The following is a 21203-nucleotide window of genomic DNA, read 5'->3' as shown; positions in this document are numbered from 1 at the left end:
GACATTCAGAACTCGAGTGTGGTCAATAAGGAAAGCTGCCGCGCGTCGCCCAGCGCAATGCCGTAGGTGTTGACTGCCGACGGGTAGTACACCTTGTCGAACAGGTTCCTGAGGTTGAGCTGGAACTTCACCCCCCGCCCGCCGATGCGGGTGTCGTACGCGGCGAAAACATCGGCCACGGTATAGCCGGGCAGCCCGAAACTGTTGGCCGAATCACCGGCGCGCCGACCCACGTGATGCGCGCCGCCGCCCAGTCGCAGCCTTCCGCCCGCCAAGCCTTCCGGCACGGCGTAGACGAGGTATGCGGATGCGGTCCGGCGGGCCACGTTGGCCAGGCGGTTGCCGGCGTACATCGGGTCGACGGTGGTCCTGGCGTCGATCCAGGCCAGGCTGCCGATGGCGCTCCAGCGGGCATCGATCCGGCCCGTGACGTCCAGCTCCATTCCGCGCGACCGGGCGGCGCCGGCGGTTCGGTAGTCGGTGAGTTTGGTCACATCGTTGAACTGCGACACAAGCACGTTCTTCTTGTCGATGTCGAACAGCGCCAGCGTGGCGCTGAGCTGGTCCGGCCGGTCGTATCTGGCCCCGAACTCCCACCCCCTCGCCTGCTCCGGCGCGATGCCCGAATCGATGACCACGCCGCTGGAAAGCGGCGCGATGGTGGATGTGGGTTTCACCGACCGGCTGTAGCTGGCGTAAAGCGAGGCGACGGGCGTCCACTGCCAGACCAGGCCGAGGCGCGGCAGCAGCTTCGAGCCTTCGGTGTCGGTGTTGGTGACGAAAGGACGGCCCCGGCCCGCCACCTGGCGCCAGCGCTGGTAACGCAGTCCCCACACCGCGGTCCATCGGTCGCCGAGGTGTACGGCGTCCTGGGCGAACAGCGACCGGTCGTGCAACTGGTCGTTCTGGTCGCTGTCGGCAGCCGACACGGTGGTCGACAACCGCTCTCGGCCGTAGCTCGGGTCCAGGTAATTGAAGCCGGCGGTGGTGGCCTGGCGCAGCAGGTCGGCCCGGTAGAACTCGCGGTATTCGGCATCGGCCCCCAGCTGCAGGTCGTGGCGCAGGCCGGCGAGTTGCAGCCTGCCCGCCAGCCAGGCGATGCCGTAGCTGTCGGTGCTGAGCGAGCCGTGGGTGGCGTCGTTGCTGCGGCTCACCACGCCGGTGCCGCTGTCGATGGCGGTGATGCGCAGTTGCTCGGCGTCGTAGGTCTCGCGGTTGTGGCTCATGCCGACATGCGCCTTCCAGCCGTCGGCCAGGCGGTGGTCGATGGCCAGCTGTGCCAAGTGGCTCTCGCCGCGCATCTCGTTGAAGGGGTCGTCGAGCCGGGTGCGGGGCGAGATGGCCAGCGGCCTGCCGGTTCGCGGGTCGATGGCGGTGCCGCGGTCGAAGGGGCTCACGAAGCGCCGGAATTCATACGACAGCACCGCCTGGGTGTCGTCGCCATACCAGGCCAGCGAGGGTGCGAAAAGGGTCTCGCGGCGCTTGCCGAAGTTGCGCCAGGAATCCTCGTCCACATGGTCCAGCACCAGGCGCCAGGCCATGCCGCCTTCAGCGATGGGGCCGGTGGTGTCCAGCGTCAGCCCGCCGCCATTGCGGCCATGCGCGTAACCGGATCCCAGCAGCGACACCTGGGTCCGCCGGACCATTTGCGGCCGTTTGCTGATGACGTTGACGACACCGCCCGGATCCATGATCCCGTACAGCACCGACGCCGGCCCCTTGACCACCTCCAGGCTTTCGGCTGCCGCATTGAGGCCGCGGCCCTGCACCAGCGGCATGCCGTTGTGCATGATCGACCCGTCGCGGTTGCCGCCGAACCCGCGTTTCATCAGCGTGTCCTGCGTTCCGGCCAGGGTGTTGCCCTGGGTGATGCCGCTGACGTTGACCAGCGCTTCGTCGATGTAGCGCGGCCGCTGGTCCCGGATCACCTGGGCGGGTACCACGTTGACGACCTGCGGCACTTCGAGCATGGGCAGGGTCGAACGCAGGGTGCTGGCACCGGGCATGGGCCGGTAGCTGTCGCCGGCCTCGACCGGTGCAGGCAGGCCGGCGGCCTCACCGGTCACCTGCACGGTCTGCAGGGTGGCCGCCGCCATCGGACGGACGGCCGCACGCAGGATGAATTCGCCATTGCCGCTGTCCACCGCTTGCAGGCCCGAGCCGTCCAGCAGCCGCGCGAAACCGGCCTCGACCGTGTAGCTGCCCGCCAGGCCGCCGGACTTCAGGCCCAGGGTGGCAGCGGCATCGAACGACAGAGCCACACCGGCGGCGGCGGCGAACCGTCCCAGCACCGAGGCCAGCGAACCGGGCTCGACCGCATAACTGCGCGCCGGCCCGGCCGCCATCGACGGCGTCGCGGCGAAGGCGGCCAGGGCCGCGATCAGCCATGGGACAAGACGCGGCGCGGCCACGGCGTCAGGCGCGGGGCGGCGAAGCAGCGGCAACGACCGTCACCCAGTAGCCGGTCAGCCGCTCGACACGCACCGGCAGGGAACGCGCCAGCACGGCCAGCGCCCTGTCGGTGTCAGCCACCGGGAAAGCACCCGACACCCGCAGGCCGGCCACCGACGCATCGCATGCCAGGTGGCCGGGCCGGTAACGCGCCAGTTCGGCGACGAGGTCGCCCAGGCGTGCATCGACCACCACCAGGCTGCCCTGCTCCCAGGCGCCGGCATGTTCGTCGGCGTCCGTCGTGCGGCCGATATGGCTTTCCTCGAAAACCACACGGGAGCCCGAAGCCAGCCGGCGCTGCGCGTCAGGACCGGCGCGGACTTCCACCGCATCGCGCAGCACCGTCACCGAAGACCGGCCGTTCTCGCTGCGCACGGTGAACCGGGTGCCCAGGGCGCGCACCGAACCCTCGGGTGTGACCACGCGGAACGGGCGCGTGTCGGCTGAGTGGCCTGGCAGCGGGCCGGCAGTCTCGATCCAAACCTCGCCGGCCCGCAGGACGACCAGCCGCTGCACCGCATCGAAACGCAGGTCGAGCGAGGTGGCGGTGTTCATCACCAGCCGCGAACCATCGGCCAGCTGCAGCACCCGGCGTTCGCCGACCGCGGTGTTCTCGTCCGCGCGCTCGTCCACATGACGCCACGAAAGGCCGAGCGCACTGGCGCCGACCAGGCCGCCCACCGCAGCCCGCAGCACCCCGCGCCGGCGCTGGCCCGCATGCCGCAACACCGGAGCGGCCACCGCGCCCGGCACCGTCTGAAAGGCCGAACGCATGGATTCGATTCGCGCCCAGGCGACCGGGTGGTCCGGATGGCGGTCCATCCAGGCCTGCCAGTGGGCACGGTCGGCGGGCGTGGCTTCGCCCGAACACAGCAGCACGTACCAGGCGATGGCCGCCTTGCGGATGTCGTGGCTGCTCACCGCTGAAATGAGGGCCGACGCGAGGGGCGCGTCGACCGGCACGGGATTGGGTTGACTGGGTTTCACGGCGCCAGGCGCCAGCAGTGTTCCAGGGCGGTGGACATGTGGTTGTTGACCGAACGCACCGTGATGCCCAGGCGTTCGGCGATCACCTTGTAGGTGAGGCCCTCGAGTTGCGACAGCAGGAAGGCTTCCCGCACCACCGGACGCAGTCCGTCGAGCATCCGGTCGATGGCGGTCAGGGCTTCGAGCAACAGGGCGCGTTGCTCGGGCGATGGATGCTGAGCCTCGGGCATGGTCGCCAACACGGCGAGCCAGGCTTGTTCAAGCGCATGCCGGCGGTGGAAATCGATCACCAGGCCGCGGGCGATGGTCGACAGGTAGGCCCGGGGTTCCCGCGGCTGGACGGCCGGTTCGCCCCGGCCGAGAATACGCACGAAGGTGTCCTGCGCCAGGTCCGCCGCGTGGTGCGAACAACCGAGCCGGCCCCGCAACCATCCCAGCAACCAGCCATGATGGTCACGATAGAGACGATGGACGTCGCTCGACAGCGATGGGGCAGGAACGTCGAGCACAGCGGCCGTATCCTTCAAATGTTAATCGGAATTGTTTGCATTGTATCGAAGGGTTTTCCCGGCGTGAAAGCCCTGCCCACCCGTTTTCAAGGAAACCGCACATGGATCAACATCCCCGTTTCGAGCTTTATTCCTTCTGGCGTACATCGGCCACCTACCGTGTGCGGGTGGCGCTGAACCTCAAGGGGGTGAGCGCCCAGGAACACGACATCGACCTGGAGGCCGGCGAACAGCGCGGCGCCGATTTCCTGCGCATCAACCCGATGGGCGCCATTCCCGCGCTGATGGACCATGCCGAAGGCGCTCCGTCTGCGGCCCTCACCCAGTCGCTGGCCATCCTCGAGTTCCTGGACGAGTCCTACCCCAGCCCGCCGCTGTTGCCGGCCGGTGCCCATGCCCGCGCCCGCGTGCGCTCGCTGGCCCAGCTGCTGTGCGCGGACACCCATCCGCTGATCACGCCGCGTGTCAAAAAATACCTCGTCGCCACCGGCCAGTTCGACGATGCGGCCTGGCGCACCTGGCAGATCCACTGGTTCACGACCGGCCTGCTGGCGCTCGAAAAACGCCTGACCGACGAACCCCAGACCGGCGACTTCTGCCACGGCGACACCCCCGGCATGGCCGACATCTGCCTGGCCAGCATCGTGGTGGTCACCCGGGTGTTCAAGATCGAGGTCGACGGTATTCCCACGGTGCGCCGCATCATGGCCAACTGCGAAAAACTGGAGGCCTTCACCCGGGCCGACCCGCGCCGCCAGGCCGGAGCCCCTGCTTGAAGGCCTACCTCTATCTGGCGGCGGCCATCGTGCTGGAGGTGATCGCCACGAGCTTCCTGAAGGCATCCGACGGCTTCAGCAGGCCGCTGCCGACGGCTGTCACCGCCATCGGCTACATCGGCTCGTTCTATTGCCTGTCGGTCACCCTGCGCAGCATGCCGACCGGCGTGGCCTACGCCATCTGGTCCGGTGTGGGTGTGGTGCTGATCTCGCTGGTGTCGTGGGCGGTGTACCGTCAGAAACTGGACGCGCCGGCGCTGGCCGGCATGGCGCTGATCGTGGCGGGCGTGGTGGTCATCAACCTGTTTTCGAAGAGCGTTTCGCACTGAGCGCCACCGCAGCCTGGCACCCTCCGTGCTTGCCTCAACCGACATGAACGCCACCGCCTTGCTTTCGCCCAAACTCGCGCTGGTCGCCACCAACGGCTATTAGCTGCGCCACAGCCGGCAGGCGCATTACGAATTCGCTGGCACAGCCCATCGCACCCTTTCGGACACCCGGCGCCGGGAACACGGCGAGCCGTACCTGGCGCGGGAACTGGTGGGCCGCCGTTTCCTCGACAGCCCCGGCGGCGCGATCCGGCTCGACAGTGCCGCCGTGTCCCTGCTCGACGCCCTGCTGGCCCCCGCAGTAGACCCGCGCGCCCTGGCCGCGCTGATCGACGCCCTGGCCATCCAGTATCGCCACGCCGGCATCGCCACCACCGGCACCCATGCGGTCAGCGTGAGCGTGTATCCGAAGCTGACCTTCGACCCGCTGAAGGACTTCGAATACGCCGGTTTCATCGGAACGTTGCCCCATGTGCTGGCCACCACACCGCCGCTGTCGGCCACGGGGCGTCAAGGGCCTCGCCGCCGAGCTGAAACGGAAGCCCGACGGCTACAGCCGCCGCCATCAGTGTGCCCAGCCTGCCGGATGGTGCGTGGGTCGAGCTGGAGTTGCTGGCGGCGGTGGATTAGCAAGTATCAGGCGTCACCGAACGGACGTATGCGCCGCGCATTGGGAAGTGGCGATCCGGGTGGAGACGGGCGCCTGGTAACCCGATCGCCTGCGAATGATCAACCCGGCACGACCAGCAAACGATTGACCGCCGCCAGATCGTTTTCATCCAGCAGCCCGCCCGAAGCCTTGAGCCGCAGCGCCTGCATCAAGGTTTCCACCCGCGCCTTGAACAGGTCCCGCTGGGCCGCGTACAACTGCTGTTCGGCGTTCAACACGTCGATGTTGATACGGGTGCCGATGCGATAGCCGATCTTGTTGTCCTCGACCGCGCTCTGGCTGGAAACCACGGCCGACGCCAGCGCGGACAGCTGCAGGCGCCCCTGGCGGACGCCGCTCCAGGCCTGGCGCGCCTGCGAAGCCGCCTGGCGGCGCGCGGTCTCGACGTCGTCTTCGGCCTTGAAGCGCAGGGCGACCGCCTCACGAACCCGGGCCGACACCGCTCCGCCCGCAAACAGGGGAATGTTGAGATTCACGCCCACCTGCGCTGCATTGACCCGGCTGGAAACATCGGCTGGCGAGCCCATGCTGCCGGATGCGAAATTGCGCCCGTAACTCGCGACCAGATCCAGCGTAGGTCCGTGTGCCGCCTGGCTGCGCGAGACCTCTGCATCCGCGACGGCCAGTGCGGCCTCCTGGATCCGCACCGCCGGATGCTGCAGCCGCGCTCTTTCAGCCCAGGTGCCTGCGTCCTCGTCAGGCGGAGGCAGGTCGCTTCCGTATGCCAGCGTCGCCAAGGCGGCGGGCAGCTTTCCGATGCTGCGTTCGACTTCGGCAAAGCGCGTCTGGACATCGTTCTTCGCGGCCTCCACCTGCGCCTGCGCCAGGTCTCGCCGAGCCTGGGCTTCATGGACATCGGTCACTGTCGACGTCCCCACCGCATGGTTGCGGCTGGCAAGGTCCAGCTGGGTCTGCACCGCCAGGAACTGGCCCTCGGAAACACGCAGCGACTCCTGCGCCAGCAACGCATCGAAATACGCTTGCGCCAGGCGAAGGATGGTTTCCTGCCGCACCTGGCGAAGCTGTTCACCGGCCAGTTGTTCCTGGAATTCCGCCTGTTCGTAGGCGATGCGATTGGCCGGCCGCCAGAGGGGCTGGCTCAGCTGCAGGCTCCAGGCGCGCGAACGCACGGTGCGGTCCAAGAAGGGTGACTGCTCGAAAGAACTGCGGCCCGACTGCCCTCCCGAGTTCCCGGTCAGGCCCACGGTAGGCAGGAGCCCCGCACGCGCCTGCGGCAGGCGTTCCTGCGCGGCATCGTAGGCATGTTGGGCCGACAACAGGACCGGGTCCTGCAGCAAGGCGAGCCGATAGGCGCCGAGCAGGTCTTCGGCCTGGACTGCCGTGGCAAGGCAGAGGCATGCGGCAACAGCACACCCCCTGAAAAGATCAACGTTCACGCAGTGCCTCCCGCTGATAACGCAGCATGGGCGCGAGAAAATATTCGATCATTCGCCGCTCGCCGATCCGCACGTCTACCGTCACGGTCATGCCGGCGCTGACAGCCCCGGGCACACCGTCGACCATCGACGATGTCTGCAGCCGCTCCAGCCGGATCCGCACCGGATACACCGGACCCAGCTTCTGGTCGGCGACCGCATCGGAGCCGACCCAGGCGACGGTTCCCTCGATATAGCCGTAGCGCGTGAAATCGAAGGTCTCGACCTTGGTCACCGCACGCTGCCCGACATGCACGTGGCCGATGTCGCGGTTGAGGACCTGCGCCTCGACCTCCATCGGAACATGGGCTGGCACCACGGTCAGCAAGGCCTGCGCCGGCGTGACGATGCCGCCGACGGTGGTCACCGCCAGTTGCTGCACGGTGCCGTCGATGGGACTGGTCAGGCGCTGAAGTCCGTCGCGCCGGGTGGCCTTGACCAGTTCCTGCCGGGCCGTTTCCCTGCGACGTGTGGCTTCGGCCATTTCGGCCCCCACGCGCGCCCGGAATTCCGCCTGCGCCTGCCCACGCTGCTGCAAGGCCGCGTCGTGCCCCGCACGGGATTCTTCCAGGCGCTTGCGTTGCACCGCGATTTCTTTCTCGGCGCTGATCAACTCCAGCCGGCTGTCGATGACACCGGTCTCGGCGATATGGCCGGTGCGTGCCAGGGTTTCCCGCATGTCGTTCTTCTTGCGCACCATTGGCAGGCTGATTTCGGCCTGGGCGATGCTCGCGCCGATTGCATCCTGGTCGGCCTGCCTTCGGGCAATGTCGGCATTCGCCGAACCCAGCCTGGAGCGTTGTTCAGCGGACCGGCTGTCCAGCAAGGCCTGCTCGCTGCGGCGTATTTCGGCCGGCATGTCGCCCGCGCCGGGTGGCAGATCGCCTGTGGACATGACAGGCAAGAGCGGCGTACCGGCCAACAGGGCCTGCGCCCTTCCCACATCGGCCTGGGCCTCCCACCATTCGCGCTGCAAACGCTCCAGGTCGGCATGGGTCGCGGTGCTGTCGAGTTCCACCAGCAGGTCGCCGGCATGCACCGCCTGGCCGTCGTGGACCGCGATGGTTTTCACCACGCTGGCCTCCAGCGGCTGGATCACCTTGCTTTTGCCGGAAGAGATGACACGGCCCTGTGCGCTGACCACGATATCGACCGGCGCGAAACAGGCGAAGACGATGGCTGCCGTCGCCATCAGGCACAGGCCGATGGAAACCATCCGGGCCAGCAAGGCCGGCGGGCCGGTTTGCAGATGCATGGATTCGCTGGAAAATCCATCGGACGCCGTGTGGACGTCTTCTCGTCGCAAGGTATCCGCGCTCATGCGGCCTCCAGCACACGGTGTGCGTCGTACAAGGACCGGTAGGTACCCTGCAGACGCATCAGGTCGTCGTGACTGCCCGCCTCTATCAGGCGGCCGGCGCCCATCACCAGCACCCGGTCGGCCATGCGCAACGTGGACAACCGGTGCGCCACGATCAACACCGTCCGGCCCTGGCGGATCGACGCCAGGTTGTCATGCACCAGGCGCTCGCTTTCGTAGTCGAGCGAGGCGGTGGCCTCATCCAGCAGCAGGATTCGGGGGTCGCCCGCCAGGGCACGGGCGATGGCGATACGGGCACGCTGCCCGCCAGAAAGCTTGCTGCCACGCTCGCCCGCCAGCGAGTCGTAGCCATCCGGCATTTCGACAATGAATTCGTGAGCGCCCGCAAGCCGGGCGGCGTTTATCACTGCCGCCATCGACAAATCGGGTCGGCCCAAGGCGATGTTTTCGCGCACCGAGCGATTGAACAGGACCGTGTCCTGGCCCACCACACCGAGTTGCCGGCGCAGCCAGCCGGTGTCCAGCAGGTTCAGGTCCATGCCGTCGATCAGCACCCGTCCGCGCTCCGGCGTGTAGAGCCGCTGCACCAGGCGCATCAGGGTGGTCTTGCCGGCGCCGGAAAGTCCGGTAATGCCGACGACTTCACCGGGTTTGATGTCCACGCAAAGGTCGGCCAGCACCTCACGTGCGCCCGGCGCATACCTGAAAACCACATGATCGAAGGTGATGCGCCCCTCGATCGCCGTCGGCACGCTGCGGCCGGGACGGAATGCCGGTTCGGCGACCGAATCCATGATGTCCGCCAGCCGCTTCACGCTGACCTTCATCGCAGTGAACTCCTGCCAGAGCGACGCCAGCTTGAGGATGGGTGCGTTGACCCGTCCCGCCAGCATGTTGAAGGCAATGAGCCCGCCGACCGACAGTTCTCCGTCGATCACCTGGCGGGCACCGACGTACAACAGCAGCCCGGTCAGCACCTTGCTGGCCAGCAGCGTGAACTGGCTGGTGGCCTGGCCCAGGTGGCCGGCCTCGAATGCCGCCCGCACATAGCCAGACAAGCGTTTTTCCCATTCACGCTGCCAGCGGGTCTCCACCGCATGGCTCTTGAGGGTTTCCATGGCGGTCACGGTCTCCACCAGGAAAGTCTGGTTCTCGGCACCGAGGGCAAAACGGTCCTCGAGTTTGCTGCGCAGCATGGGGGTCAGAAGCCACGAAGCAGCAAAGAAGATGGGTAGCGCAGCGATCACCACCCCGGTCAGCAAGGCGCTGTACTGGAACATGACCACCAGGAAAACGGTGGCGAACAACAGGTCGAGCCAGCTGGTCAGCGCCTGGCCGGTCATGAAGGCACGGGCGTTTTCCAGCTCGCGCACCCTGGCAACCGTATCGCCGCCTCGGCGCGATTCGAAGTAGGCCAGCGGCAGCCGCATCAGATGACGGAACAGCCGCTGCCCCAGTTCAAGGTCGATGCGGTTGGTGGTGTAGCTGAAAAGATAGTGGCGCATCGCACCCAGCACCACCTCGAAAACAGCGATACCCAGCAGGGCGACGACCATCACATCCAGCGTCGTCATCGAGCGATGCGTCAGCACCTTGTCGATCACCACCTGAAAAATCAGCGGTGTGACCAGCGCGAACACCTGCACGAAGAGTGATGCCAGCAGCACCTCGCCGAGCAGGCTGCGATGCTTGCGGAGGGACAACCAGAACCAGCTGAAACCGAACGGCAGGCCGGCATCGCCGACGGCCGACCGTGCCGCTGCGGGCTCCACCGCCAGCCATCTGCCGGACCACAGCTTTGCGAAGGCGCCGGCCGAAAGAGTGTCAGGCGCGGCCTGCCCGACGGGCTGTACCTGCACCCGCCCGTCCGGCAAGGCGGCGACGACAAGCAGGCGTCCGTTGCGGTCTGCGGTCATGACCGCGCCAGGGGTCGCAAGCAGGCTGCGCAAGCGCCCCCGACGGGCGCGAACCTCCAGACCCAGGTCGCCCAGAATTGCCGCCATCCGGTCCAGACCCGGAAGCTCTCCGTCCACCGCGAAGGTTTGCGACAGCACCGAAATATCCAGCGGCCGCCCGTGCAGTTGCGCGAACGTGGCCAGAAGGTTCCAGGTGTCGTCGCTGCATGGCGCACCCGACGGGTTGGCGGACTCGAAGCTGTCCACGGCCTGCATGCCGGGCGCCGTGTTTTTGTGGGAGTTCGTCATGCGGTCTCGTGGGTATAAATTGCCGAACCGTGCTTGGCAGACTCGATCAAGCCCTGTACCACCAGCGCCGATGCATCCCCAAAATGGATGTCGGACGCAGTGAATGAGCCGAGCATTTCAGCCGGCGCCGCGGTGTTCAGGTACTGGTTGAAGAGCAGCGCCGTGCGCATGGCATCGGCCTGCAGGAGCAAGGCCGGGTCGTCGACGATCCCGGGTAATTCGGCGCTGACCTCGGTCTCGGTCTCTGCCTTGGCCTTCACCATCTCCAGGCCCGGCGGCACGTAGTGCGAATTCCGGCTGAACTCGTTCGTGCGGATGGCCCCCAGGTGCGAGGTGTCCACCACGACCAGCGTGCTGGCACCGCCCGCATCGGTGACACGCACGCTGAAGGGGTCGGCACCGGTGTAGAGGTCGCCGATCACGGTCGAGTACTGCCAGGCGCCTTTCTCCGCCACGCCCCGCTCGGGCAGGCTGGTGAAGTCCAGCGCCTCGCCCGGGCCGGTCGGCACATACCAATTGGTCCAGGCATGACCGTGCTGGGGCGTGGTGGCGATGGCAAAACTCAGCCGGTCCGAATCGCCGTCCGGGTCGTAGGCCACGATGGCGCCGTTTTGCCGGAAGGCGTCGTTGAAGGCCTGTGGCACTGGACTGCCGTCCAGCGCATCGTCGTTGTCGAACCCAAGCGGCCGCAGATGGCCGTTGCGGTAACTGTCGATGTGGTCGAGCGCGGTTTGCCCATACAAGGGGCCATCCGAGGCGTAGAGCGCGCCCTGGGCCAGCAGGCTGCGCGCCTGGGATTCGTCTTCCACTTTCACCGGCAGGTAGTCGGTGACCAGCCTGCCGGTGTCGTCGCTCACCATCTGGCCGAGTTCGTTGTAGCGCTGCACGTTTTGATAGGCATAGCCGTAGATGGGCCGACCGAACCAGATGTCCTCGATCACCGGGGCATCGTTGACGGCGGCCAGTTGCAGGTAGGCGGTGGCGTAGCTTTCACCCCCGTCACCGTCGACGACCCGGTAGCGGAAAGACGCGGCCCCGCTGTAATCGGCATCGGCCACGAAACGCACATTGCCCTCGGCGTCCAGCCTGACGCTGCCGTGGCTGGCGTTGTCGACCCCCCCCAGCCGCAGTTGTGCCGCGGTGTTGTCGGTATCGCTGTCGTTGGACAGCAGTTGCGCTGCACTGATGACCAGCGGAATGTCTTCATAACCGACGAAGCTGTCGTCGGTGGCCACTGGCGCGACGTTGGCCCGCGAGAAATCGATGCGCGCGGTGGCAATGCTTTGTGCGCCGGCCGAATCCTCGACCACGTATTCGAACGAGCCACTGCTGCCGGAACCCGACCCTGGCTCGGGTGCAAAACGGATGCTGCCGTCGGCCAGCATCACCACCGTGCCGTGTTGCGCACCCCGCACCGCCACGATCCGCAGCGCATCGCCGTCGGCGTCGCTGTCGTTGGCCAGCAATGCGGCCTGGCTGAGGGTGTAGGCCACGCCGGCCTTGGCGGTGAGCTGTTCGCCGTTTACCGTCGGTGCGTCGTTGACCGAGCGCAGGTCCAGCTCGACCCAGGCATCGCTGGAGCCGCCCGCGCCGTCGGACACGGTGTAGCTGAAACGCGCCGCACCGTGGTAGTCCCTGTCAGGCGTGAAGACCACCTCGCCGCCCGTCAGCAGTACCGAGCCGTGTTCGGCCCGGCCCACCGACACGACGGTCAACGCGCCATGCGGGTTGTCCACATCCACATCGTTGGCCAGCAACGCGGCCGGGCTGAACCGCGCCACTTCGTCCTCGTCGAGGTCCACCTGCTCGCCGAGAAGCCGGGGCGCATCGTTGACCGGGGCGATGTCCAGCGCCACACGGCCGATGGTGAGGCCGCCCACGCCGTCGGCAACGGTGTAGCTGAAAGCGGTGGGCCCAAAGTAGTCCGCATCGGGGACGAACACGATATTGCCCGAGGCCTCCAGCCGCACCGATCCGTGTTCGGCATGCTCCACCGCGACGATGCGCAGGTCGGACGCCAGGTTGTCCACATCCGAGTCGTTGGCCAGCAGCGATGCCGGGGTGATCGTCAACACCTGGTCTTCGTCGAAGGCGACGGTTTCGCCCAGCACGGTGGGTGCGTCGTTGACCGGGGCCAGGTTGACCACCGCCGTCGCCTCGGCACGGCCGCCCGCGCCGTCATCGACCGTGTATCGAAAGCTGGCCGGCCCGAAGTAATCGGCCTCGGGCACGAAGACGATCGAACCATCGGCTGCGAGCGACACGGCGCCGTGGCGGGCATCGCCGACCGCCACGATGGACAGGCGCTGGCCGTCGGTGGCGGTATCCACATCGCGGTCGTTGGCCAGCAGCAGGCCCGGGGCGATGCGCAGCACCACGTCCTCGTCGGAGTCCAGGGTCTCGCCGGTCGCCACCGGCAGGTCGTTGACTGGCAGGATGGTGAGGTATGCGGTGGCGGGTGTTTCCAGGCCCAGCCCTTGCGCCATCGCCGCAGCGTCGCGGTCGGCAACCCAGTAGGTGAAGGATGCCGGGCCGTGGTAATCGACATCCGGCACAAAACGGATCACGCCGTCGGGCTGCAAAAACACCTGGCCGTGGGTGGCCTCGCCGACCCGGCTGATGCGCAGGGTGTCGCCGTCCACTCCAGCGTCCACATCGCGGTCGTTGGACAGCAGGTCGGCGGCGCGGAAGAACAGCGCCTGGTCTTCATCGGCGGATGCCGTCTCGTCGCGGGTGACGGGGGCGTCGTTGACCGGTGTGATGTGCAGGACCATCTCGCCCCGCGATTGCAGGCCGAAGGCGTCGGCCACGCTGTACGAAAAACCGGCTTCGCCGTGGTAGTCGGCATCGGGCACGAACAGGACCTGCATTGCGCCGGATGCGTCGGCCTGCAGGGACACGCTGCCGTGCCGGGGCGCGAAGACGGCGCTGATGTGCAGGCCGCTGGCGTCGGTCGCAACCGTGTTGCGGCTCTGGTCGTTGGCCAGCAACGAGGCGGCGGACCATCGCAGAGCCGTGTCCTCCGTGCTGGTGGACTCTTCGCCGACGACCGTCGGACGGACGAATTGAACAGTCGCTGCGGAAGCTGCCGTGGTGGGCGATGCAATTTCGGCGTGATGGTCCGGGGAAACGTCGCCGGAGGTTTGCGATGCAGGCCGCTGGGTGGTAAAGGGCTGGGAACCCGGGTTTGGCCGAACGGGCCGTTCGCCTGCATTTGCGCCGGTTTCCATGACGGAACCACTCGATGACGATGCAAATACATCGCTACCAAAACCCGTGCCGATTCGAAACGGTGAGCGATCTCCGGCTTCCGGTATCGATGCAAACGACAGGCCTGTCGCTTGTCCATCGAATGACGGCGGCGTGCCACGCATCGGCAGGCCGTGCGGTGCTGCCTCGGCGGACATGGCAATGACGGCGGCATCGACGCCGGCTAGCGGCCCGGTCGGCTCGGCATCCGCCAACGCCGGCCAGGCCGCCATGCCGGCCGCCACTACCCCCAGCAGACCCGCACCCGAACTACCCGCCAGCGTGCCGCTTTCTGCGCTGCGCACCATGGCTGCGGTGGCTTGGCGCATCGTCGCAGCCGTGCCCGTGGCGGCATCCGCGAACATCACCGCGATGCCGCGTTCGCCGCTGTTGCGAACCACCGGCGTCGGACCATTCGAAGGCTGTGAACCGACCACCTGCCCGGTGCGCGCCGTGCCGGCCAGACCAGCCTCGATACGGACATCACCCGACACCAGCGTGGCCGTGGTCCGGCGGTTGGTGCTGGCCGTGGTGTTGGCGCCGGTACTCACAAGACGCGAGTCCCCCGCCCCGACGACGGACTCCCCTCCCTCCACGTTCTGGCCCTGGTGCATGTGTTCGGCCTGACCGTCGAAGGCATGGGTATTGACCGCCAGCAGCTGCGACAACACGCTGCCGTCGGTCTGTTCCATGCGCTGCAGCACACCGCCTTCCACGGGGTCGTAACGGTTGCCCAGCACATCGCCCACATAGCTCTGGACACCGAAGACCTCGCGGCTGCCGTCGGCATGCAGGGCGGTCGGAGGATCGGTGCGGAAGTCGATGGCCACGATGCCGGCCTGCGCCAGGGTGCGGGTCTCGGTGCCGTTCGCGCCATCCGCCTTGCTGCGGCCGTCGGCATCCGCATCCACCCACAGCCGCAAGGCGGCGAAGGCCGGGTCGCGGCTGTCCAGGATGCCGTCGCGGTTGGCGTCCAGCCAGTCCAGGTCGGTGCGGCTGCCGCCACGGGTATCGACCAGTTCACCGGCGTCGATCACGCCGTCTCCGTTGGCATCCAGCGCCAAGGCGCACTGCTGTTTGCCCAGCCACTGGCTGCGTTCGAGGAAACCGTCGCCGTCGGTGTCGAGCTGAGCCGCACGGGCCTCCGCCAGACCCCCGAGGACCAGTGCGTGCAGGGTCTGGTGCAGGCCGTCGGTGTCGATGTCGGGCATGGCGGCGTGCGGCAGTTGGGGCCGCTGCGTAGCCTGCGACGGGTCCTGCTGCCAGTGGGCCAGCGCGGTGGCCACGGCCCAATCGGGCGCGATGGCATCTGCGGCATGGCGCATGAAGTCACCCGCCAATGTCTCGCCCGAGCCGTCGTTGCGATTGCCCTGGCCGTCGTAGTACCGGGTCTGGGTCTGGCCTTGCGCATCGACCCATTTGAGGTAGACGAACCCGGGCGCGCCATGGGCTGCCGCCGGGCCGTCCGGGTCCAGGCTGTAGCCGATGGCGGGCAACAGACCCGGCACCAGGCTGCTGCCGCTGCCGGCCAGGCGTGTCTGCAGGCCTTCGGCCATGCCGCGCATCCAGCTCGCGGCAGATGCACCGCCGCCTTCGGTGTTCAGATCGGTGACGATCTGCAGATGCCCGTCGGCATCCCACTGCGCGTGGGCCAGGCCTTCGCGGTTGGGGATGTCGGTGTTGCTGAACAGCATGTTCGCCAAGGTCAGCGCCGCGCCGGCCACTGCCCCCCAGGGGCCGATCATGCTCATGCTGCTCATCAGCGCCAGGCCGCTCGAGGCCATGGCGACCGGGTCACCGGACTGGATCGCCAGCACCATGCCCAGGGCCGGCAGAAAGCTGCCGCCGAATGTCTGGCTGACCAGGCCTGCGGTCTGGGCGGTGGAGGTGGCGGTTTCTACCAGGCTCAGCCCGCTGTACGCCGCGCCGCCGATATCGCCACGCTCCAGCGCGTTGAACAGGCCCCATGCCGCAGCGGCGCTACCGAGTTCTCCCGGCAACTCACCTCCGTTGAGCCTGTCGACGATGTTGTAGATGGCCACGACGGACGCAGCCCGCTGCACATCGGTCATCGAGTCCCAGTGCTGCAGGCCTACGACAGCATTGAGCAGGCCGACGGCGGCGGCGGTTTGCGAGGCGTTGTGGGCGTCCGATGCGGCGGCGGCGGCCTGGTCGAAGGTTTTCGGGTCCTGCACATCGCCGCTCGGCAGGATGTAGGTGCGCTCGCTGCCGACGCCAGACCAGCGCAGGACGCCGTCAGGCTGCAGGTTGAGCTGGCCGACGATGTCGCCGTCTGCGTTTTGAAGCATGGTGCTGCCGTCGGGCAGGCGGATGAAAGCGATGTCGGACGTGCCGCCGAGGTGCTGGCGGTCGAGTGCTGCGGCCAGGCCGGCCTCTTGTGCCGGAGTGAGGGAGTTGCCTGCGAGGTAATCGTTGAAATTTGGAAGCGGCTGTTGGTTGGGTTCTTCCTGCAAGCCTGCTTGCTGCTTGCCACCGTCCGTCATCGCGCCGCCGTTATCGGCCAATTGGGTTCCCGGCAAATGCGGCAAGGCGGGTGGATTGCCGAAGGCGTCCAGCGGGGTTTCCTGGAAGTCGCTTAAGGACTGCGAACTGCCATCCATTTGCACGATCCGAGGCATGCCTTCGACATCGGTGGTCAATCGTTCATCGGCGTCGAGTTTGGTGAGTAGCTTGCCTTGACTGTCGTAGATCAAAGCCGCGCCGGTTTCGTCGCGCAGTTCGATGAGTTTCTCAGTGCCCGGGATTTCTCGGCGCAACTTGCCGTCAGCGGTGAGTTCGTAGATTTCACCTTGGGGGGTGACGTAGCAATAACCGGCAGACGGAGTATTGGCCGGATCAACGGCACCTGGAGAATGAACCGGCACGATATGACGCGGGCCGTTGGTGTCATCCATCCGCCAGGACATCAGTGGCAAGCCATTCTCACCGACCACTACATCGCCATTGCGGGCGGTTTGAAAAGCCTCGGTATAAAGCGCCACCGGCTCGGCTGGGTGGAATTTGAGTTCGTCCGGGACTGGAGCAATCGGCGTACCGCTGTTCTGAAGATAAGCGGTCACCCCCTCCAGCACAGCCGCACTGGTGCCGTGCAAATCGTAACCGCCGCCAATACCCGCGTGATTGCCGGGCGCGGTGATAGTCGTGACACGAGGATCTTCGTCGTATCCGGCAGCGTGGAAATCGGTGCGGTATTCGTTGGCTGCACGAACAACCAAAATATTACCAACTACGTTACTGGAGATACTCATTTCACCGGTAACAAAGGTGTGTACCGGCTCGAGCAAGGCCATTCCGTGTATCTTCACTGCGCCCGGCGGGGCGATTACGGTACCGTCCGATGTCACGAGGCCGCGTTCATTCAGAAGCTGAGCGAATACGACACCGGTTGCGCAGCCGCGGCTAAAACCGATGACTGATGCCGATAGGTCTTTATAGGTCGCACCGGGGTTGGCAATCAAATAATTACGCGCCTGCCTAGAAAAATCAACCAATGCAGTTTCAGCAGCATAGTGAATGGCCACTGTCGGCGAGACCGCCGCAGCATAAACCCCTCCATTTTTCCCACCGGTACCGACTCCCGGATAATAACCATATCCAAGACTTGGATTATTTTCAGATTGAGCTTGGAGTATTAAATTCGCAATATTAGTTTGATACTCCCCGGCAGGCAGATTTGAACTATCGTTATAAGTCCCATCAAATCCAGCCAGAAACTTAAATCCGGCTTTAATACCATCACTACTTGACATTGAAAGCTCTGTACTAGCGGCCTTGAGTTCCGCCAACTGCTGACTATTAAGTGTTCCAACTCTCGAAGTTCCCATGATAGCTCCTCTTTATTTCTTGTAAGTATTGTTCGGGTAGATTTCGTAGGTCACGTAATAGCGTGACTCTGTTGTCCTTAAAAGCGGCGAATCCGTTTCATGTTTAGGTGTTGGAGTAACCAAATAAACATAAAGCTGGCGTTTATCTATGACAAAAGTCACACGGTAACCCGCCATACTGGAAGGCAAGCGATCACGAAGATCGACACGATCTTCCATCACCTCACCAGTCGATTTTTCCCGCCATTTGATATATAGAAACGCCCCAACAGGCATTGGACCATTCACATTCCAACGATATCCAATAGTCCTAAAACCCGGCCGAACTACACCTCTTACCATGGGATAACTATCCCCGTAGCTAAATTCAAGCAACTCCGCTTGGTCAGCCCATTTATCAAACCAGCCATCGAAAGAAAAAGCATGCCATGGCTTTGGTGGCGGTATGGCACACGCACTTAGCACAAAGATAAAGCCGACGATCAGAAATCTGCGGGCAGCCGCAACGCAGTATTTAGTCATGATTAAATTCGTTTTGACACCCGGTCCATCGTCGAGGCAGTTTTCGGCGGTATCCGCCTCAAGAGCCCGGAAGGCGCTCAAGTCATGCAACCGACCCACGAGCATCCGAGGGAAAAGCAGGTCGCAAATACCGTTCGTCGCCTCCCAGCTACCGCTCGCGAAAATTTGGTGGGCCACTGGCCTATTTCGCGCCGCATCGCCAATCTGCCGGAGTGCGCACCGCCCGCCCGCAAGCGTCCCGCCCGAGCCATCGTCGCGCTTTGCCGGTCCGTCGTAGTATCGGGTCTGCGGATGATTTGCGCGTCAATCCATTCGAGGTAGACAAATCCGGCGCGCCATTGGACTGCCGCTGCCGGCCAGGTGTATCGGCAGGCCCTCGACCATGCCGCGCAGCGATATCCGGCAGCGGAAAAATCGCTGCGGTATTCGTTGGCGGCACGAAAAAACAAAAAAATCGTCGACCCATTCCACTAAACGACTTGCTCATTTCAATGAACTTTTAAATTCGTGTTAACGCGCAACCAAGCCTTGCCTAAGTGCTCAGGGCGTTCTGGCTTTGCGCACGAATTTACGGAAGGTGACTCAACGCACGCAGGATAAATTCCACGCAAATTAATCGGTTCATCGAATGCTTCACGCCTCGCACGACGACATCGAACTTTAAAATCCCAGTTTTTCATATCGCACCAATCGCTGTCATGCGAGCCAGAACTTCCTGCAGAAAATTCCTTGCAGTAGCCTCATCGGGCGGCGACCCTAAAAGATTTTCTGCATAGAACTTTGCGTACCAGACAGATCTGAACGCCATAACATCGGTCAAACGTACTTCAAAGTAAATTTGTGTGGTGCAGAACCCACTCAGCGCGTAATACCCAACATGAAAATGGCTCGGCTTTATTTGGAGAACAGCTTCATTTTCCGGGGTTTGACTCATAGAAACCTGGATGCTCACGTTTTTGCAACTCTGAAAACAGGTAATTGTCAGTAGCCGTCGCTGCCGCCCGTAACAAAACGGGAACCTCTGCATTCTTTTTATCTCTTTGCATATCCCAAGACAGCGACGAGATTCGCCTAAGGCCGCTGACGCGTGCGGAAAAGCTGCCGAAAATATTCATGTCCTGAACATAAAAAACGCGATATTTTTAAATGGGCGCGCGGGAGCTTCATACAAGTGCTCGTTTGTCATTCTTCCCTCACATCCCGCTAATAAGATGGCGATGCCGACCGTCGCTGCCAACTGTCCTAAACACCTGATAAACGGCTTTATCGAAATTCTCATGTTCATGAACTTTATTTTTTAACCACTTGGTCGATGACCGGAGATAAACCCCTACTTGATCACTTCAGTGAAGACGGTCATATACCACTGGATTCGGCAATGGCCTCATCAAGGATGCGAAAGCCGGATCTCTGACAGCTTTATGAATCAGGTCTTGTATGGCGCCCATGGCGGCTTGCGCGGTTTGGGTGCAGGCGGTGTCTGCCAGCCAACTGAATCCATAACTGTATTTTTCATCCGCAGTCAATTGCTGACCATTCGATGATTTCAATGCCAGACCCAGATTCCATTCGCCGATCTGGGAATTGAAATGAATAGTCGTCAGAGTGCCTGTGATGACCACCTGAGACCGTTCGTCGTATTTTTCCGCGACTGTCAACTCGGCAGTAAGGGCCTTGCGAATGTAATCGGCAAACGTTTCGCCATCGGGCGTTTTGACCGGTCCGGCCGCACGACACATGACGTTATCCTTGATATCCGGATCCGAGGTTTTGAAGGCACCTAGCGCAACCGCCGGACTCTCGGTCTTTCGCAACACGGCAAGATTATCTGCAGAACTCGTGTAACGCGGAATGGCGTAATTCGAGCAGCCGGTCATCATGAGGCAAACCATGAAGCCAGAAACCATATAAAAAATTCTGTTCATCGAACGCCTGAATGAGATTGAGATAAAGACCGGAAGCCACGCGTCAGCCGGAATCCATATTGCAATTGCCTAGAAGTTAGCAGACAATCACTTAATTATCTTACGCCTTTAGCACTGGTGGAACCGCAAACTTTCCATATCAATACGTGCAGTCAACATCTCATTAACAGATGTCCTGGCAGGCTGCTGAAATACCTCCCCCATTGGCGCGTTTCCGGCGAAGCAAATACCAGCCTTACTCTCGAATTCCGATGGCGGGAGGCTGCCAAGGCCATGCTCAACGACGCCAGCCAATGCGCTGGCAAACAGATCACTGTGGAGAAAGCTCATCGAGCAAGGCTTCGGCTCGGACAGATCCGCCCTGTGGATGGCCTACGTCAGGCCACCAGTTCGGCGTCAGCTAAGCCAACTGCTGCCGCACCGCCGCAACCAGCTCATCCACCGGCGCACGGCTGTCCAGCTTCAGCAGCGGCAGGCCCAACCCAGCCATCTCCGCCATCCACGCCTCGTGCCGCAGCCGCGAACGATCACCCTTGCCCACGGTCTCGTAACCCTCCGCCCACAGCAGAAAAGCATCGTGCCGCTCACGCAGCGCGGCATCGGTGCGCAGGGTGTCGCCGTAACGCTGCCGTTCACGTTCGTGCAGCCGGGCCATCCGGTCTTCGGACGGCAGTTGCAGGAAGACCGCCAGCGTCAGTTCCGGCACGAAGACCTGGCCCCAGGCATGCAGCGAACCGCCGCTCAGCACCCATTCGTCCACGCCCTGCAACCGCTGGCGGATCAGCTCCACCCGCACCCGCGGCGGGTTCTTCACCGTGTAGGCCAGCGGGGTGTCCTGCCAGTAGAAGTCGTCCAGCTCCAGGTGGGTCAGCTGCAGGGCCTGGCCCAGCGCCGCGCCGAGAGTGGTCGTGCCGCTGCCGGAGGCTCCGAAAACGTAGATACGTCGGAGCATGGGGCGAGGCACGGGCCGAGCCGCGGG

General features: G+C 64.3%; 15 protein-coding genes. 3 read left to right on the top strand and 12 right to left on the bottom strand.

The features are described from left to right. Positions 1–5: 5 nt before the first annotated feature. The 3 genes from AC3ANW_RS05200 to AC3ANW_RS05190 are packed head-to-tail and all read right to left on the bottom strand — an operon-like array spanning position 6 to position 3947. Entirely contained in the window at positions 6–2411 is a 2406-nt protein-coding gene (locus tag AC3ANW_RS05200) for a TonB-dependent siderophore receptor (protein ID WP_488344142.1), read from the bottom strand. A gap of 4 nt (positions 2412–2415) precedes the next feature. Next, positions 2416–3438: a FecR domain-containing protein gene (locus tag AC3ANW_RS05195; protein ID WP_488344141.1), complete on the bottom strand. Its 1023-nt coding sequence runs from the start codon at positions 3436–3438 to the stop codon at positions 2416–2418. Next, positions 3435–3947, bottom strand: coding sequence for a sigma-70 family RNA polymerase sigma factor (locus AC3ANW_RS05190; protein WP_488344140.1), 513 nt, complete (start codon positions 3945–3947; stop codon positions 3435–3437). Before AC3ANW_RS05190 ends, AC3ANW_RS05195 begins: the two co-directional genes overlap by 4 nt. 101 nt (positions 3948–4048) lie before the next feature. Between AC3ANW_RS05190 and maiA the strand changes: the two genes are divergently transcribed. Then, the gene (gene maiA, locus AC3ANW_RS05185; RefSeq protein ID WP_488344139.1) at positions 4049–4723 is read left to right on the top strand and encodes a maleylacetoacetate isomerase; all 675 of its coding nucleotides are present in this window, start codon (positions 4049–4051) and stop codon (positions 4721–4723) included. Then, positions 4720–5052, top strand: coding sequence for a DMT family transporter (locus tag AC3ANW_RS05180; RefSeq protein WP_488344138.1), 333 nt, complete (start codon positions 4720–4722; stop codon positions 5050–5052). The genes maiA and AC3ANW_RS05180 overlap by 4 nt, the downstream gene beginning before the upstream one ends. A 34-nt stretch (positions 5053–5086) precedes the next feature. Here AC3ANW_RS05180 and AC3ANW_RS05175 read toward each other — a convergent pair whose 3' ends face one another. The 5 genes from AC3ANW_RS05175 to AC3ANW_RS05155 all read right to left on the bottom strand — a co-directional run bounded on the left by AC3ANW_RS05175 (position 5087) and on the right by AC3ANW_RS05155 (position 16847). Continuing rightward, positions 5087–5524 carry a hypothetical protein gene (locus AC3ANW_RS05175; RefSeq protein ID WP_488344137.1) on the bottom strand — a complete coding sequence of 146 codons (438 nt, stop codon included), beginning with the start codon at positions 5522–5524 and terminating at the stop codon, positions 5087–5089. A 257-nt stretch (positions 5525–5781) separates the two neighbouring features. Next, entirely contained in the window at positions 5782–7119 is a 1338-nt protein-coding gene (locus tag AC3ANW_RS05170; protein WP_488344136.1) for a TolC family outer membrane protein, read from the bottom strand. Beyond that, positions 7109–8413, bottom strand: coding sequence for an HlyD family type I secretion periplasmic adaptor subunit (locus AC3ANW_RS05165; protein ID WP_488344135.1), 1305 nt, complete (start codon positions 8411–8413; stop codon positions 7109–7111). Before AC3ANW_RS05165 ends, AC3ANW_RS05170 begins: the two co-directional genes overlap by 11 nt. Positions 8414–8475: 62 nt before the next feature. Next, the gene (locus AC3ANW_RS05160; protein ID WP_488344134.1) at positions 8476–10683 is read right to left on the bottom strand and encodes a peptidase domain-containing ABC transporter; all 2208 of its coding nucleotides are present in this window, start codon (positions 10681–10683) and stop codon (positions 8476–8478) included. Then, the gene (locus AC3ANW_RS05155) at positions 10680–16847 is read right to left on the bottom strand and encodes a cadherin-like domain-containing protein (RefSeq protein ID WP_488344133.1); all 6168 of its coding nucleotides are present in this window, start codon (positions 16845–16847) and stop codon (positions 10680–10682) included. Before AC3ANW_RS05155 ends, AC3ANW_RS05160 begins: the two co-directional genes overlap by 4 nt. On the opposite strand from AC3ANW_RS05155, the gene AC3ANW_RS05150 reads away from it, so the two are divergent. Next, positions 16821–17369 (top strand): hypothetical protein, encoded by a 549-nt coding sequence (locus tag AC3ANW_RS05150; protein ID WP_488344132.1) that lies wholly within the window; start codon positions 16821–16823, stop codon positions 17367–17369. The genes AC3ANW_RS05155 and AC3ANW_RS05150 overlap by 27 nt on opposite strands. 420 nt (positions 17370–17789) lie before the next feature. Here the strand turns inward: AC3ANW_RS05150 and AC3ANW_RS05145 are convergent, their stop codons facing one another. From AC3ANW_RS05145 to AC3ANW_RS05130, 4 genes are all read right to left on the bottom strand, one after another. Continuing rightward, positions 17790–18380: a hypothetical protein gene (locus tag AC3ANW_RS05145; RefSeq protein WP_488344131.1), complete on the bottom strand. Its 591-nt coding sequence runs from the start codon at positions 18378–18380 to the stop codon at positions 17790–17792. Positions 18381–18975: 595 nt separating this feature from the next. Further along, positions 18976–19251: a hypothetical protein gene (locus AC3ANW_RS05140; protein WP_488344130.1), complete on the bottom strand. Its 276-nt coding sequence runs from the start codon at positions 19249–19251 to the stop codon at positions 18976–18978. 391 nt (positions 19252–19642) lie between these two features. After that, on the bottom strand, positions 19643–20224 hold the full coding sequence (locus tag AC3ANW_RS05135; protein ID WP_488344129.1) for a hypothetical protein: 582 nt from the start codon (positions 20222–20224) through the stop codon (positions 19643–19645). Positions 20225–20624: 400 nt separating this feature from the next. Then, positions 20625–21176 (bottom strand): P-loop NTPase family protein, encoded by a 552-nt coding sequence (locus AC3ANW_RS05130; protein ID WP_488344128.1) that lies wholly within the window; start codon positions 21174–21176, stop codon positions 20625–20627. Positions 21177–21203 lie beyond the last annotated feature (27 nt).

Source organism: Xylophilus sp. PBN-3R (genome assembly GCF_057747805.1).
The sequence above is the reverse complement of the archived record's forward strand: the minus strand, read 5'-3'. Positions and strand labels throughout refer to the sequence as shown.

What these genes read in the sequence shown, in the direction of transcription:
- AC3ANW_RS05155 (WP_488344133.1), bottom strand. Translation starts at nt 16,847, where the DNA reads ATGGATGACACCAACGGCCCGCGTCATATCGTGCCGGTTCATTCTCCA.
- AC3ANW_RS05135 (WP_488344129.1), bottom strand. Translation starts at nt 20,224, where the DNA reads ATGAACAGAATTTTTTATATGGTTTCTGGCTTCATGGTTTGCCTCATG.
- maiA (WP_488344139.1), top strand. Translation starts at nt 4,049, where the DNA reads ATGGATCAACATCCCCGTTTCGAGCTTTATTCCTTCTGGCGTACATCG.
- AC3ANW_RS05175 (WP_488344137.1), bottom strand. Translation starts at nt 5,524, where the DNA reads ATGGGGCAACGTTCCGATGAAACCGGCGTATTCGAAGTCCTTCAGCGG.
- AC3ANW_RS05165 (WP_488344135.1), bottom strand. Translation starts at nt 8,413, where the DNA reads ATGCATCTGCAAACCGGCCCGCCGGCCTTGCTGGCCCGGATGGTTTCC.
- AC3ANW_RS05130 (WP_488344128.1), bottom strand. Translation starts at nt 21,176, where the DNA reads ATGCTCCGACGTATCTACGTTTTCGGAGCCTCCGGCAGCGGCACGACC.
- AC3ANW_RS05160 (WP_488344134.1), bottom strand. Translation starts at nt 10,683, where the DNA reads ATGACGAACTCCCACAAAAACACGGCGCCCGGCATGCAGGCCGTGGAC.
- AC3ANW_RS05150 (WP_488344132.1), top strand. Translation starts at nt 16,821, where the DNA reads ATGACGCGGGCCGTTGGTGTCATCCATCCGCCAGGACATCAGTGGCAA.